Origin of the sequence: Oceanobacillus alkalisoli, assembly GCF_021556485.1 — a bacterium.
GTDB lineage: Bacteria > Bacillota > Bacilli > Bacillales > Amphibacillaceae > Oceanobacillus > Oceanobacillus alkalisoli.
On record NZ_JAKGBW010000011.1, the window covers coordinates 1 to 14801 of the forward strand.

Consider the following 14801-nt stretch of genomic DNA (forward strand, 5'->3'; position numbering starts at 1 on the left):
AGACTCTCTTGCTTTTGTAACATGTAATCACCCGCTACTTTCATCGTTATTACTTTGATTATAAAATAGAACAGCTAACAAATCATTTTTGTTAGCTGTTCTAAGGAGACTTTTTCAGTGGCCTCGGTCAGAGCGCTTGTCCCAGTTGGGACAAATGCTCTGACTCCCTGTCCCAAATTAAGCTTGACTTTCTTTTCATTTCGGTATATTGTATTATTTAAATAATTTCATAATGTTTTTTCTTATCCAGAGAGGTGGAGGGACTGGCCCTATGAGACCTCGGCAACAGGCTTTTTTAGTACTGTGCCAATTCCAGGAGCATGCATTTGCTCAGAAGATAAGAAGAGTCGGAGATACAATACCAAACCCTCTTCTTATTTCAAGAAGAGGGTTTTTATAATTTTAGGAGGAGATGAAGTTGACGACAATTCAAGCAACTACAGAACTACAAAAAGCAATCTCACTGCTGAAAGAAAAAGAATGGGTTGATCTGACCCACACTTTCGGCCCGGATTCACCGCATTTTGCAGCCTTTGATGATGCGGCATTCAAGACACTTTACAATCATGACGATGGTTTCTTTGCTCAACAGTTCTCTTTTGCAGGACAATATGGAACACATATTGATGCTCCCGTTCATTTCGTCAGAGACCAGCGCTACCTTGATGAACTTGAATTAAAAGAGCTTGTCTTACCGCTCGTTGTCATTGATAAATCAACGGAAGCAGCAAATAACAACGATTTCACCTTGACGAAAGAAGATATTATCGGGTTCGAAGCCATCCACGGTGAAATTGAGGCAGGGACATTTGTCGCCTTACGCACCGATTGGAGCAAGCGTTGGCCGGATAAAGATCGGTTTGAAAATAAAGATGAAGACGGTAATCCACACCTTCCCGGCTGGGGAATTGACGCTCTCGAATTCCTATTTGAAGAAAGAAAAATTAAAGCAGTCGGCCACGAAACCTTTGACACGGATTCCGCTGTCGACGCTGCAAAAAACGGCAGGCTCATCGGGGAATATTACGTACTGGAACAAGACACCTATCAGATCGAACTGCTGAGAAATCTAGATCAAGTTCCGACAAAGGGCGCCGTCATCTTCAATATCGTTCCAAAGCCTGAAAAAGCAAGTGGATTCCCTGTACGATCGTTCGCAATACTACCTTAAAATAAAACTAAAATCAGAAAGAGGATGATTTTCATGACAAAAACATTAGTAAAAGCTCCATTCAAGGCAGACCATGTAGGAAGTTTATTACGACCGGACAATTTGCACCAGGCAAGAAAAGATGCAAAAGAAGGCAAGATTACCCCAGCAGAATTACGTGAAATTGAAACAGAGGAAATCAAGCGTATTGTTGATAAGCAAATTGAAGTAGGATTAGAAGCAGTGACCGACGGAGAGTTCCGCCGTACCTGGTGGCACCTCGATTTCCTGGAAGGCTTAAATGGAATTGAAGGTTACGAAACAGAAAAAGGCTACCAATTTGCCGATACAGAAACCGAGCGCTATCACGTACGTAACACTGGGAAAATTTCCTTTAATCCAGATCATCCATTCATCAAAGACTTTATCGAATTTAAAGAAATTGTTGGGGATCGCGCCATTCCAAAGCAGACGATTCCAAGCCCAAACCAGCTATTCGAAGCCGGCATCCGCAACCCGGAAATTTATCCAGATCTTGAGGATTATGCCAACGATATCATCCAAACCTACCGTGACGCTGTAAAAGCCTTTTACGATGCTGGAGTTCGTTACTTGCAGCTTGATGACGTCTATATCGCGGGACTTTCCTCCACTGATTTCCAATTGGTTGACTCCGGCGGCTACACGAAAAAAGCTTTAATTGAGCTTGCCGTTCGTATTGTTAATGAAAGTATTGCGGATCGACCGGATGATTTGTTCATCACAACACATCTCTGCCGCGGGAATTATCAATCGACTTGGGCATTCCAAGGAAGCTATGCTGAAATTGCAAGCACCTTATTCGCTAAAGAAAAAGTAGACGGCTTTTTCTTAGAGTACGATGATGAGCGTTCCGGTTCCTTCGAGCCACTTAAACATGTACCAAAAGACGGCGCACAAGTCGTTATCGGAGCAGTGACTTCGAAATTCGGTGAACTGGAAGATAAAGAAGTAATCAAAAATAAAATCCAGGAAGCTTCTAAGTATGTACCGCTAGAACAAATTGCACTAAGCCCGCAATGCGGATTCGCCTCCACTCATCACGGCAACAAACTGACTGAAGAAGAGCAATGGGAGAAATTAAGCTATATTGTGGATTTAGCGAAAGAAATATGGGGTACTGTGAAAGCATAACCCCCCTTAAAAAAAGATGATTGGCCGGAAAACAGGAAATTCCAGCCAGTCATCTTTTTTGTAAATCTTTATCAAATTCTAGAAATGGTGAAACTTTTCCTCCCCTTTCCCCGTACCACCTAGAGAACATGATAGGAGGGAATGGAATGTCAGAAATTGCTATGCAATTGACGAATGTCCGAAAACGGATCGGCAACAAAGAAATCATTAAAGGCCTTTCCTTTACCATCAATAGAGGAGAAGTATTCGGCTTCATTGGACCGAATGGTGCCGGGAAAACAACAACGATCCGTATGATGGTAGGATTAATGAAGCTCACAGAAGGCGACGTACATATTCTCGGGAAGAGTATTAAAACTGAATTTAAAGAGGCGATCCGAGAAGTTGGCGGAATTGTTGAAAACCCAGAGCTTTATCCCTTTTTAACAGGAGCCCAAAATTTAAAGCAGTACGCAAGGATGATTCCGGGCATTACCCAGGAAAGAATCGATGAAGCCGTCAAACTTGTCGGCCTGGAAAAGGTAATGAATGAAAAGGTCGGCCGCTATTCGCTTGGAATGAGGCAGCGAATCGGAATCGCTCAAGCATTATTACATAAGCCATCCGTTCTCATTCTCGATGAACCGACCAATGGACTAGATCCCGCAGGTATTCGAGAAATCAGGAAGTATATCCGGAGGCTTGCAACCGAACATAATATAGCAGTCATCATTTCCAGTCACTTATTATCCGAAATCGAATTGATGTGTGACCGGATTGGCATTATTAAAAATGGTGAACTCGTTGCGATTCAAGCCGTGAAAGAAAATACACCAGCAGGCGAACAACAACTGCTGCAAGTGGAAATGGAAGCAAGTCCACTTGATAAAGCCCTTGAAATCGTCAATCGCAAAGCACCTGCTGCCCAATCGAACGGTAAAATCACCTTCCAAATCGAGAAGGAGAATATTCCACCGCTTATTTCAGACTTGGTGAAAGAAAATATCCTCATTTATGAAGTACAAGTCACGAAATCAACCCTCGAAGATAAATTCTTTGATCTGATTGGAGAGAATGTCATTGACTAATTTTCTAAAACTCGTACAAAATGAAGTGATAAAAATATACCGTTTGAAATCGACATGGGCCATGTATGTCATCCTGGCATTAATCATTATCGGTGTCGCCCTGTTAGCGAAGACCTACGGAGACTATATGACCTACGAAGAAGATACGTGGAGAGAGACTCTAGAAGCAGAAAATGCCGAATACATGGAGAACACGGCTGAATTTCCGGACATGGAGTCTTTTAATTCAACGTTCATCGAAACGAATAATTATTATTTAGAAAACGATATCATGCCAGAAAGCTACGGTGCTTGGCAATTTGTAATGGAAAATGCAATGCTGCTTTCCCTCGTCAGCCTCTTTACCATTATCGTTGCTGCCGGTATTCTTGCTAATGAATTCCGCTGGGGAACGATCAAGCTACTGCTTATCCGGCCAATTTCACGGACAAAAATCCTAATTTCCAAATATAGTGCCGTACTAGTCTTTTCTTTTATAACGTTCTTGTTCGTGCTCCTCTTCTCCTGGCTTATCGGAGGGATTTTCATCGGCTTTGATGGAATCAATCCTCATATCGTTCTTGAAAAAGGCGATGGCTTGGAATATGTTCCGGTCATCGGGGAGATTTTGACCGATTACGGCTTCAGTCTTGTGAACTTGCTCATGATGGCAACATTCGCCTTTATGATCTCTTCCATTTTCAGAAATAGCGCCCTTGCAATTGGGCTTGCCATATTTCTTATGCTTGCCGGAAATCAGATTGTCTTCTTCTTTGTGGAAAGGGACTGGGCGAAATACATTCTATTTGCAAATACAGACTTATCCCAGTACTTTAACGGGAACACACCGATGATGGAAGGAATGACACTCGGCTTTTCCATTAGCGTCTTAGTTGTCTATTATATGATTTTTGCAGTGATCTCCTGGTTTTTCTTTGCGAAGCGGGATGTTGCAGGTCACTAACCCATTTATTCAGGTTCCGCCCTTGTTACGGAACCTGAATTTTTATAAAAATAACGCCCCGCAAATAGTCCCTAGAAATGCCAATGCTATACCAAAAACATACGTTAGAACCGTGTAAAATAAAAACTCTCTTCTATTTCCCTTTCTCCATAACGATCCCATCTCGAGTTTCAACGTGGAGAATGTCGTAAAGGCACCAAGAAATCCTGTTCCCAATAAGAGAAGTAATAATGCATCCACCCCTGCCCCCATAAGCAGTCCAAGTAAGAATGCACCTGCCAGATTGGCGAGAAGCGTGCCCATCGGTATGGCTTTACCAGAATTGTTCATCTTCCCCGAAATCGTATAACGCGCAATCGCGCCAAAGAACCCGCCAACACCAACGATGAATAGATACATCCAGTTCATTTCTCACTCACTCCTTTACCGACTCGAAAACCAATTTCACTCATACCTAGTCCGCCAACCAGGCTTACAAAAATATAGACACATCCGAGCAACATCGACTGATTCTGAAACAATTCAACCGTTTCTACACTGACAGCGGAGAATGTAGTGAACGAGCCTACAAAACCGGTTGTTATTACCATTTTCATTTTTTCTTCTAGGCGGACTTTTTTAAACAGCCCGTAAGTCAGCCACGCAAGCAGAAAGCTGCCTAGCAAATTAACCAATAACGTTGCATAGGGAAAAACATGATCTGTCATAAATAGAAGTCCTGCGCTATACCGGAGCATTGCACCGAATGCTCCCGCAAGGCCAATATAAATATAATGCATTCGTCCAACATCCTTTTTTATATAAGTTAATGCTCAAGTTTTACCTGTACATAAGAGAATAAAACGAGATTTGACCACAATCAATTGAATGAATTTCATAATTACCAAAGTCGGCTTTCCCATCACCATATGTAGTTGGGAACGAACTAACTCAACTACATATGATGATGGTGAAGCATTAAATACGTATTATGAAATTCATTAAATTACTAGCTTTCATAAATTATTCCAGACTGTGAAAATTAAGCTATAATAAATTGTTCAAAAACGCTTGCAACTCTCAGCAAATCGGAGTAAAATTTCTATGTTTAATACAGAATATCATACCACCTAGGAGACAAAGCTATGGAAAAGAAAGATTGGACATTGACGCTTCTGCTTTCAAATATATTCTTTGTATTTTTAGGAATCGGGCTCGTTATACCGGTTCTGCCAACCATCATGAATGAACTCAGCATCAGCGGCACCGTGGTTGGTTATCTAACAGCTGCCTTCGCTTTAGCTCAATTGATTTTCTCGCCTTTTGCAGGAAAAGCAGTTGATAAATATGGCCGTAAGCGTATGATTATTATCGGTCTTTTTATTTTCAGTTTTTCCGAGTTTTTATTTGGCCTTGGTAAAACAATTGAGGTATTGTTCGCCTCGCGGATTCTCGGAGGAATAAGTGCTGCTTTCATCATGCCTGCGGTTACCGCATTTATCGCGGATATTACGACGCCGAAAACCCGGCCGAAAGCACTCGGCTATATGTCGGCGATGATCAGTACCGGATTTATTATCGGACCGGGAATTGGTGGCTTCTTAGCAGAAATTGGTACGCGTGTACCGTTCTTCTCTGCTGCGGCCTGTGGTTTAATTGTTGCTTTCATTTCGATTTTATCCTTACATGAGCCGAAATCAAAAACAGATGATATGGCTGATATGACTGAGGAACTCGGTAAAAGTGGCTTAAAGAAAGTGTTTATGCCGATGTTCTTTATCGCTTTTATCGTTATTTTAATTTCAACATTCGGTCTTGCTGCTTTTGATTCTTTCTTCAGTCTTTATACGGATCATAAGCATGGTTTCGCTCCTTCTGACATTGCGATTGCCATTACAGGCGGGGCGATTATCGGAGCGATTTTCCAGGTTGTCTTGTTCGATTGGTTAACAAGATGGATGGGGGAAATCAATATCATCCGCTGGTCGCTCGTGATTTCTGCTGTATTGGTCTATGCCATGACACTTGCCAACTCTTATTGGCAAGTGATGGCCGTCACCTTTACGGTCTTTATCGGATTTGACCTCATCCGGCCAGCCGTTACGAACTATTTATCAAAAATCGCCGGGAATGAGCAAGGGTTTGTTGGCGGGATGAACTCTTTCTTCACCTCCTTAGCTAATGTGTTTGGTCCGTTGATTGGCGGGATTTTATATGATGTAGATATCAATTATCCGTTTATTTTCAGCTCGGCTGTTATTGTCGTCTGTCTCCTTTTCACTATTTTTTGGAAGAAACCAGAGATTAAAATTAATTAAATACTTTACAAAATACCGAAACATGTATACAATCTTGAATTAGAATAACTGCATAATGAAACATAAGCACTAGGGGAGCTGCGTCATGTGGCTGAGAGGATCAATCCGACCCTTACTACCCGATCTAGATAATACTAGCGTGGGGAAGTGCAGTTTACAGATATTACATTGATAAAATTAATGTGTAAACTGCATTCCCCTTAGGAATGCAGTTTTTTTATTGCATAGGAAACTATAAAATAAAAATGCTGTGGATAACTAAAGTTGCTAGCACTATCCACGTCCGCTCTGCGTCCAGCGACTAGCAGATCTTTTGGTGGGACGAGCAATGCGCAGTCCTAAACTTCACACTCTTCCAATCGATAAAGAAGACTTAGCCGTTTGGTCTTTGTGAGGCTTAGTCGCCCTTATACCCTTGTGGTGAAAGTCAACATCAACTCAAAGAGGAAAGGAAGGCCGACTAAGGACGGACCAAGGCCCAACTCACGTCTACCCCCTAAAGGGGCATGTTTCCTTTATCTCATTTCAGAGTGTTCCAGTTTGTACGTCGCTACGACGCACAGGATGTGCTAGTGCAGGTGTTGCGAAGACGATCGCGTTTTTAACATGCAAGGGCGCTTGCGCCTTTGTTATTATCATAAGGAGGAGATTTGAATGGATAACAGTTGTGGAACAAGTCGAATTGCAGGGTGCCAATTTAGTTTGCATCCCATGAGCAGTAATTTTGTGGATATTATTCTATCAACATTAGACGAGGTAGATACCTCTAAGGTTTGGAAAGAAACAGATGATGTAAGCACGTGTATCCGCGGGAAAATGGTTCATGTTTTCGATGTAGCGAAAGCAATCTTCCTGCATGCTGCGAAAACAGGTGAGCATGTTGCGATGAATGGAACGTTCTCTATAGGCTGTCCTGGTGATACGGAAGCTGACGCATACATGGATGAAACAGACACACCGCTGAACGAAGAAAAGGCAAAATCGATCATCCAAATCGCTGGTTGTAAATTTTCCCTTTATCCATTGGGGCATGAGGATTACATGGATAAAATCTATGAGCAGATCAATTTATCAAAGCATCGTAATGTCACCGTTACTTCTGCACATTATGCAACAAGGTTAGACGGAGATGTTCATGATATCTTCCATGCTTTACATGAATCCTTTGAACTCGTTCAAGAAAAAGTTTCGCATGTCACCATGACCTTCAGCCTTTCCGCCAACAGTCCTACTACTATAAAATAAACCTAGGGAGAAGTGAAATGACAAAGCATTGGAAATTAAAAGAGATTGTTCTCATGTCGATATTAGGTGTCGTCTTCGGGATCATTTACTTGGCATTCTTTCTTGTTGGTCAAGGAATTCGAAATGTCCTTGCTCCATTTGGTCTAGCACCATTTGGATATGAAATTATTTTTGGCATATGGTTCATTGTTTCCATCATTGCCGCTTACATCATTCGGAAGCCAGGTGTTGCCTTTACAGCTGAACTGATTGCAGGTGTTACCGAAGTATTGCTAGGAACTGCCGCGGGACCTGGACTTATTCTAGCTGCTGCAATCCAAGGCTTAGGAGCAGAACTTGCCTTTGCATTAACAAGATGGAAGGATTATCGTTTACGCATTTTAATTCTTTCCGGTATATTTGCAGCTATTTTTAGTTTCACTTGGAATTTATTTTCATCCGGAAACATCGCATTAGCTCCTACATTACTTGTAGCAATGTTAGTCGTTCGCGTCATCAGTGGTGCACTCTTAGCTGGTGTCCTAGGGAAATGGCTGAGTGATCAACTTGCAAAAACTGGGGTACTTCGTGGCTATGCCTTAGGAAAGGAGTTACAGAAGAAACGTGAAAAAGGAGCAGCTTAATCCATTACTCCATATGGACCATTTTTCATTTGACTATGAAAGTTTAGATAAACCATTACTCAATCAGCTAAACTTTTCCTTAATGGATAAGGAGACGACTCTCCTTATCGGTTCAAGCGGTTCCGGGAAAAGCAGTCTATCTTTATGTTTAAATGGATTGTATCCGGAGGCGGTTGAAGGTGTTTCTTCCGGCAATATCTATTACCGAGGGAAAAATATACAAGACTATCAAAAAGGAGAGCTCAGTCAGTTGATTGGCATTGTCTTTCAAGACCCGGAAAGTCAATTTTGCATGATTACCGTAGAGGACGAGCTTGCTTTTACATTAGAAAACAGAAAAATTGCCCCTTCCGAAATGCCTGAGCGCATTTCGGAAGCGTTATCTGTCGTTGGAATGGACGGTTTTCAAAAACGAAAGATCCATGAGTTATCGGGGGGACAAAAGCAGAAAATTGCTTTAGCAGCTGTTCTTTTACTAGAACCAGAGCTATTGATTTTAGATGAACCTACGGCAAATTTAGATCCGGTTTCCCGAATAGAATTCATCCAATTAATTAAGCACATCCAAGCAAAACAAAAATTAGCTGTGTTTATCATTGAACACCAACTCGAGGATTGGCTCGATGTTGTCGACCGTCTTCTTGTTTTAGGAAAACAGGGTAAAATCATTGCGGATGGCAGTGTAACATCCATCTTTTCAGATCATCATTCTTTATTAAAAAAGGAAGGCGTATTTTTACCAAGGCAGTATTCTAACGCTGAAGATTCCTATCCAACTTACGCTGAATCCCCTCCTCGAATCAAGCAAGATGTTCTGATAACGATTAAACAGATGGGCTTTCACCGCAAAAAACACACTATTTTACAAGATATAAATTTAGAAATACACCGCGGGGAATTCATCGCAATTGTTGGAGAAAACGGCGCTGGCAAATCTACCTTACTGCAATTAATGGCTAGGTTGTTAACTCCTCAAAAAGGAACAATAATTTTTCACGATAAATTGATGGATCAGTGGGAGGAAAAAGAGTTGCGAAAGAGAATAGGATATGTTTTTCAAAATCCAGAGCACCAATTCATTACGGACACTGTATATGATGAATTAACATTTGGAATGAAATTGAATGGATGGACAACAGCTGAATCAGATACTGCTGCAACGGCACTTTTAAAGCAGTTCCATTTAGAAAAACATAAATACAGTAATCCCTTTTCCTTAAGCGGCGGACAAAAACGCCGCTTAAGTGTTGCAACGATGCTGGACGAAACACCTGATATTTTGTTTTTTGATGAGCCGACATTTGGCCAGGATGCTAAAACTACAGATGAATTGATGTATATGATTGAAGCCCTGAGAAAAAATGGAACGGCCATCGTCTTCGTCACCCATGATATGGACATTGTGGACACAGTTGACCGCGCTATCGTCTTGTATCAGCAGCATATTCATTATAATGGCGAGCCGGAAAGTCTTTGGAAGCAAGCTGATTTGCTGGAAAAAACTCGATTACGTTTGCCTTACCGGATTCGAGTACTTCATAAAGAAGGTGTAAGCCTTGATCTCGTCCATTAATCCAACAATCAAAGCATTTGCCATCTTCATTCCAGGCATTTTGCTCAGTTTTACATTCGATATGTTTACACCGCTTGTTTATTTTTTATTTATTCTTATTGTGACATTTACAATGAGCGACATCCCCTTCCTAAAATGGCTTAAGATTTTCAGTCCATTTCTGCTTGTTGCGCTTAGTTTCGCCTGGATGACCATTCTATATACGAATCAAACCTTTTCCTATGGTGAAGTTTTATTTACCCTTTTCGGAATCGAGATTACAAGGGGTAGTATGATAACAGGAATCAGTCTCGCCTTACGTTCTCTTTGTTTCGTGTGCTTGTCGATTCTCTTTGCTTTAACGACGAACTCGACTAAATTCATGCTGAGCTTGATGCAGCAATGCAAGGTTCCACCGAAAATAACATATGGTATTCTAGCCGGATATCGCTTTTTACCGATGTTCCGTGAAGAACTACAAATCTTAAGACAAGCTCATCGTATCCGCGGATTTAGCAGAACGAAAGGGCTAAAAGGAAGATGGAATCAATTCCGCAGATATTCTATTCCATTATTAGCAAACGGAATTCGGAAAGCAGAACGGGTTGCTATTGCAATGGAATCAAAAGGTTTTACAGGGGATACCGACCGCACGCACTATCATGAAATGGACGTCTCAGTTAGAGACTGGCTCTTTTTTACACTTATCGTCGGTGTATTTTTTATTACCGTCGCTTTCTCTTATTCTCTAGGGTACTTAAATATATTTGGAAAGCAGTTTTAAAAAGGATCTATATAGTGAGACTTCAATCCGTGGGGTCATCCCCTACTTATTGTTAGTTAAACGGATCCGGGAATTAGCGTCCGTTATCCCCCCGCCTAAACTATCTCGACATGACCTGAAGCTTTCAGCTGGGAATTTTACGGAATGTTAGACCGGGATGAATACTCTCTACCCAACTATTCCTACTTGACTAATTGGATTTATTATATTAAGTTATTGATGTCAAGTTAAATAAACATAATGGGGGAAATTTCAGTGAAAAGAATCAATTGGGGATTATTCATATTATTAATTGGATTACTTATCCTTACTGCTTGCAATTCGAATGACGATGCTGCAAGCACAACAGAAGATACTGAAAAAGTTCAAATTGTAGAAGATACAGTTCTTGAAGCAGAACAACCGGAACTGGCACCACAATTATCGATCAATCGCGGGAATACAGTTGTTGTAGGGCTTCAAGAGCCTGGTGGAATCTTCACTCCGTACTTCAATACGAGCGGTTACGATGGTAACGTACAATCCGTCATGTTCACACCATTAATTGAAGTAAATGAAAGCGGTGAGCCAATTCCTGGACTTGCTGAGTCTTGGGATATTTCTGATGACGAACTAACCTATACATACCATCTCCGCGATGACTTGAAATTCGATGATGGTACGCCATTAACGTCGGAAGATGTGGCTTTCACGATAACACTTCTGCATGATCCAAGTTATGCTGGAGGAACAGATATAACGAAAGCGAATGTCGTTGGCGGGCTTGATTATAAAGAAGGTGACGCGGAAGAAATAGCTGGAATAAACATTATTGATGATCAAACGATTGAAATAGAAACTGAAGAAGTAAATGCACAATCCCTCCGTCTCTTAGGCGGGCAAGTGCTAAAGAAAGATTACTATGGAGAAGGTTATGAGAAAGGAAACATCGATTATATCCGTGATCTCCATTTAGAACCAATCGGAGCTGGACCATTCCGGTTCGTCGAATATAAACCAGGTCAGGAAATCCGTTTTGAGGCAAATGAACATTATTACGATGGTAAACCAGATGTCGATACGTTCATTTATAAAACAACAGAAGGAGATTCCACACAATTCTTCCAAACAGGAGAAGTTGATTACAGTGGATTCACTGCAAATGCGGATAACTTCGAATTATTACAGACTCTCGGGTTTGCTGATATAAACCTTTATACATCAACAGCTTATAGCTATATTACATTCAACCATGACAGTCCTATTCTAGCAGATCCTAAAGTAAGACAGGCGCTTAATTACGGTTTAGACCGTGAAACAATTTTAAATGTCTATGCTCAAGGATATTCTGAAGTAGCGAACGTTCCGGTTGCGCCAGTTTCCTGGGCTTATACCGATGAAGTAGAAGGCTTCCCATATGATCCCGAAAAGGCTAAAGAACTTCTTGAGGAAGCCGGCTGGGTTGAAGGGTCGGATGGCATCCGGGAAAAAGATGGTGAGAAACTATCACTCTATTATTTCTCTAGCTCAGGAGGGTTATCTGACACCTTAGTACCGATTGCCCAAGAGAATTACCGTGAAATTGGTGTGGAATTCCAAGTAGAATTAATGGACTTTAACGCATTACTAGCGAGAGTGGAGCAGGGTGACCACGACTTGGCTTCCTTTTCGACAACGATGCAAACTGATCCATATCACGGAGTCGAAATCTTCCATTCGGAAAACACATCTGTAACAACCCAAGGATATGCGAGTGAAGAAATCGATGGATTAATTGAAGCAAGTGTTGCAACAAACGATATTGAAGAACGAAAAATAGCCTACCACGAACTATATCAAGCACTAGAAAATGATCCGCCTTTAATTTTACTTGGGTACAATAAAGTACTCTCTGCAAGTAATTCCCGTGTAGATGGATTTACTCCAAATGGCTTCCGCGGAATTACGCCAAGCTTGCCGAATTTACAAGTCGTTGATGTGAATCAATAATTGAATAAATGATAATGAATGAAAAGGGAACAAAAGCATCTGAGTTATTGCGGATGTTCCTTTTTCATGTTTAAACAGAAATTAAAGAGGAGGGTCAACACGGTGAACAGCTATTTTATAAAACGAATTCTTTACTTAATTCCTACTTTAATAGGTGCATCTATCTTAATCTTTTTCCTTTATTCACTCATTCCGGGAGATTATGTTGATACGGACCCTAATTTAACAGCCGAAAGAAAAGCGGAACTGAAGGAATTATATGGACTAGACCAACCAGTCATTACCCGATATTTCACATGGGTAGGAAATCTATTTCAAGGTGATTTAGGATACTCCTTACAATTTCAACGACCTGTAACCGAAGTGCTTGGCAATTACATATGGAGTTCATTTTTCGTTGCCTTAGCTTCCTTAATTATCACCTGGTTCTTAGCAATTATCATTGGAGTTATTTCAGCAACCCGGCATTATTCTCTCTTTGATTCTACCGTTACTTTCCTTGTATTTGCTGCGATGGCAACCCCATCATTCTTCCTTGGGTTAATTATGATTAAGTTCTTTGCTGTTGATTTAGGCTGGTTCCCGGCCGGCGGAATGATTACAACAGGAAGTAACTTTACTGGATTGGAGTATTTTAAAGACTTAGCAGAACATATGATACTGCCAGTCCTTGTATTAGTCATGCTGAGTGTTGGAGGATTAACACGATACTTCCGGACAAATATGCTTGAGGTTGTCAGACAGGACTTTGTACGAACAGCACGGGCAAAAGGATTAAAAGAGCGGGTCGTGATTTTCAAGCATGCGTTCCGAAATGCCATGCTACCGGCGATTACATTGTTCGCTTTTGAACTGCCTGCCCTTTTCAGTGGAGCAATCATTACAGAGCAGATATTTAATTGGCCAGGAATCGGTGCCATTTATATGCAAGCCTTTACTGTACGTGATTATCCGTTATTAATGGGCTTTACGATGTTTATTGCAGTGTTGACCGTCATCAGTAATTTAATAGCCGATTTATTATACGGCGTTGCGGATCCGCGCGTCCGTTTGAAATAGGAGGGTGACAAATACATATGGAAGAAACTACAGTTCAAACAGAACATATGGCCAAATACAGGAAATCCAACTTATGGAAACAAGTTTTCCGCCGTCTAGTGAAAAATAAAATGGCTATGACAGGATTAGGTTTTCTCATTTTCATCTTTGTTTTTTGTATGATAGGCCCTTTTTTCTCACCATATGCCAATGGTGGTGTTGATGCGATAAATATTAATCAGCCACCTAGTGCAGAGCATTGGCTCGGTACAGATGCTTTAGGAAGAGATGTGTTAACTAGACTAATGGAAGCTGGGAGAATTTCTCTTACAGTTGGTCTTGGTGCAATGGTGATGTCTGTTTTTATCGGGACACTACTTGGTGTTCTTGCTGGATTTTACCAAGGTATCGTTGACCAGATTATTATGCGGACTGCCGATGTCTTAATGACGATTCCAGGACTCCCTCTCCTCTTCATTATGGCAGCTGTTATGTCAGAGTGGAAAGTCCCTGCAGAAAATCGACTCTATATCGTGATGGTTATGTTAAGTATTGTCGGTTGGTCTGGACTGGCACGATTAGTAAGAAGTCAAATTCTGAGTTTAAGAGAGCGTGAATATATGCATGCTACCGAATCCCTTGGACTTCGGGACAGAAGAAAGCTATTTGTCCATTTACTTCCAAACATTGTTCCTCTCCTTATCGTAGTTGGAACATTAAGTGTTGGTGGTGCAATTTTGAGCGAATCGGTATTGAGTTACTTTGGGTTAGGAGTCGTCCCTCCTACCGCATCCTGGGGAAATATGATTAATGCCGCCAACTCCTTAATTGATTTCCAGAACCGACCTTGGCTCTGGATTCCACCTGGAGTTGCCATATTTCTAACAGTAATTAGCATTAATTTACTTGGAGATGGATTACGAGATGCAATTGATCCAAAAATGAAAAGTAGGTGACAACA

The 14801-nt window shown here is 41.2% G+C and carries 14 protein-coding genes and 2 riboswitches; of the genes, 12 read left to right on the top strand and 2 right to left on the bottom strand.

All coding sequences use genetic code 11. The features are described from left to right. Positions 1 to 239 precede the first annotated feature (239 nt). Positions 240 to 344, top strand: a riboswitch (SAM riboswitch). A 74-nt stretch (positions 345 to 418) separates the two neighbouring features. From LZD48_RS11290 to LZD48_RS11305, 4 genes are all read left to right on the top strand, one after another. Continuing rightward, the gene (locus tag LZD48_RS11290; RefSeq protein ID WP_438822761.1) at positions 419 to 1171 is read left to right on the top strand and encodes a cyclase family protein; all 753 of its coding nucleotides are present in this window, start codon (positions 419 to 421) and stop codon (positions 1169 to 1171) included. A gap of 33 nt (positions 1172 to 1204) precedes the next feature. Then, positions 1205 to 2323, top strand: coding sequence for a 5-methyltetrahydropteroyltriglutamate--homocysteine S-methyltransferase (locus LZD48_RS11295; protein ID WP_235762860.1), 1119 nt, complete (start codon positions 1205 to 1207; stop codon positions 2321 to 2323). A gap of 146 nt (positions 2324 to 2469) precedes the next feature. After that, positions 2470 to 3390, top strand: coding sequence for an ABC transporter ATP-binding protein (locus LZD48_RS11300; RefSeq protein WP_235762861.1), 921 nt, complete (start codon positions 2470 to 2472; stop codon positions 3388 to 3390). Next, positions 3377 to 4333, top strand: a complete 957-nt coding sequence (locus LZD48_RS11305; protein ID WP_438822762.1) for an ABC transporter permease — start codon at positions 3377 to 3379, stop codon at positions 4331 to 4333. The genes LZD48_RS11300 and LZD48_RS11305 overlap by 14 nt, the downstream gene beginning before the upstream one ends. 42 nt (positions 4334 to 4375) lie before the next feature. On the opposite strand, the gene LZD48_RS11310 is transcribed toward LZD48_RS11305, so the two are convergent. Both LZD48_RS11310 and crcB read right to left on the bottom strand, forming a co-directional pair. Further along, on the bottom strand, positions 4376 to 4741 hold the full coding sequence (locus LZD48_RS11310) for a fluoride efflux transporter FluC (protein WP_310739814.1): 366 nt from the start codon (positions 4739 to 4741) through the stop codon (positions 4376 to 4378). Next, a complete protein-coding gene (gene crcB, locus LZD48_RS11315) occupies positions 4738 to 5112 on the bottom strand; it encodes a fluoride efflux transporter CrcB (protein ID WP_235762863.1) in 375 nt (124 codons plus the stop codon). Before crcB ends, LZD48_RS11310 begins: the two co-directional genes overlap by 4 nt. A 345-nt stretch (positions 5113 to 5457) precedes the next feature. Between crcB and norA the strand changes: the two genes are divergently transcribed. The 8 genes from norA to opp4C all read left to right on the top strand — a co-directional run bounded on the left by norA (position 5458) and on the right by opp4C (position 14796). After that, positions 5458 to 6630 carry a multidrug efflux MFS transporter NorA gene (gene norA, locus LZD48_RS11320; protein ID WP_235762864.1) on the top strand — a complete coding sequence of 391 codons (1173 nt, stop codon included), beginning with the start codon at positions 5458 to 5460 and terminating at the stop codon, positions 6628 to 6630. Between the two features lie 61 nt (positions 6631 to 6691). Beyond that, a riboswitch (TPP riboswitch) is annotated at positions 6692 to 6793 on the top strand. A gap of 491 nt (positions 6794 to 7284) precedes the next feature. Beyond that, positions 7285 to 7875 (top strand): YkoF family thiamine/hydroxymethylpyrimidine-binding protein, encoded by a 591-nt coding sequence (locus LZD48_RS11325; RefSeq protein ID WP_235762865.1) that lies wholly within the window; start codon positions 7285 to 7287, stop codon positions 7873 to 7875. A 17-nt stretch (positions 7876 to 7892) separates the two neighbouring features. Further along, positions 7893 to 8498 carry an ECF transporter S component gene (locus LZD48_RS11330; RefSeq protein WP_235762866.1) on the top strand — a complete coding sequence of 202 codons (606 nt, stop codon included), beginning with the start codon at positions 7893 to 7895 and terminating at the stop codon, positions 8496 to 8498. After that, a complete protein-coding gene (locus LZD48_RS11335) occupies positions 8479 to 10071 on the top strand; it encodes an ABC transporter ATP-binding protein (RefSeq protein WP_235762867.1) in 1593 nt (530 codons plus the stop codon). Before LZD48_RS11330 ends, LZD48_RS11335 begins: the two co-directional genes overlap by 20 nt. Further along, positions 10055 to 10834: an energy-coupling factor transporter transmembrane component T family protein gene (locus LZD48_RS11340; RefSeq protein WP_235762868.1), complete on the top strand. Its 780-nt coding sequence runs from the start codon at positions 10055 to 10057 to the stop codon at positions 10832 to 10834. The genes LZD48_RS11335 and LZD48_RS11340 overlap by 17 nt, the downstream gene beginning before the upstream one ends. A gap of 240 nt (positions 10835 to 11074) precedes the next feature. Further along, positions 11075 to 12802 carry an ABC transporter substrate-binding protein gene (locus LZD48_RS11345; protein ID WP_235762869.1) on the top strand — a complete coding sequence of 576 codons (1728 nt, stop codon included), beginning with the start codon at positions 11075 to 11077 and terminating at the stop codon, positions 12800 to 12802. Positions 12803 to 12904: 102 nt separating this feature from the next. Beyond that, positions 12905 to 13861: an ABC transporter permease gene (locus LZD48_RS11350; RefSeq protein ID WP_235762870.1), complete on the top strand. Its 957-nt coding sequence runs from the start codon at positions 12905 to 12907 to the stop codon at positions 13859 to 13861. 17 nt (positions 13862 to 13878) lie between these two features. Next, entirely contained in the window at positions 13879 to 14796 is a 918-nt protein-coding gene (gene opp4C, locus LZD48_RS11355; RefSeq protein WP_235762871.1) for an oligopeptide ABC transporter permease, read from the top strand. The last annotated feature ends 5 nt before the right edge of the window (positions 14797 to 14801 follow it).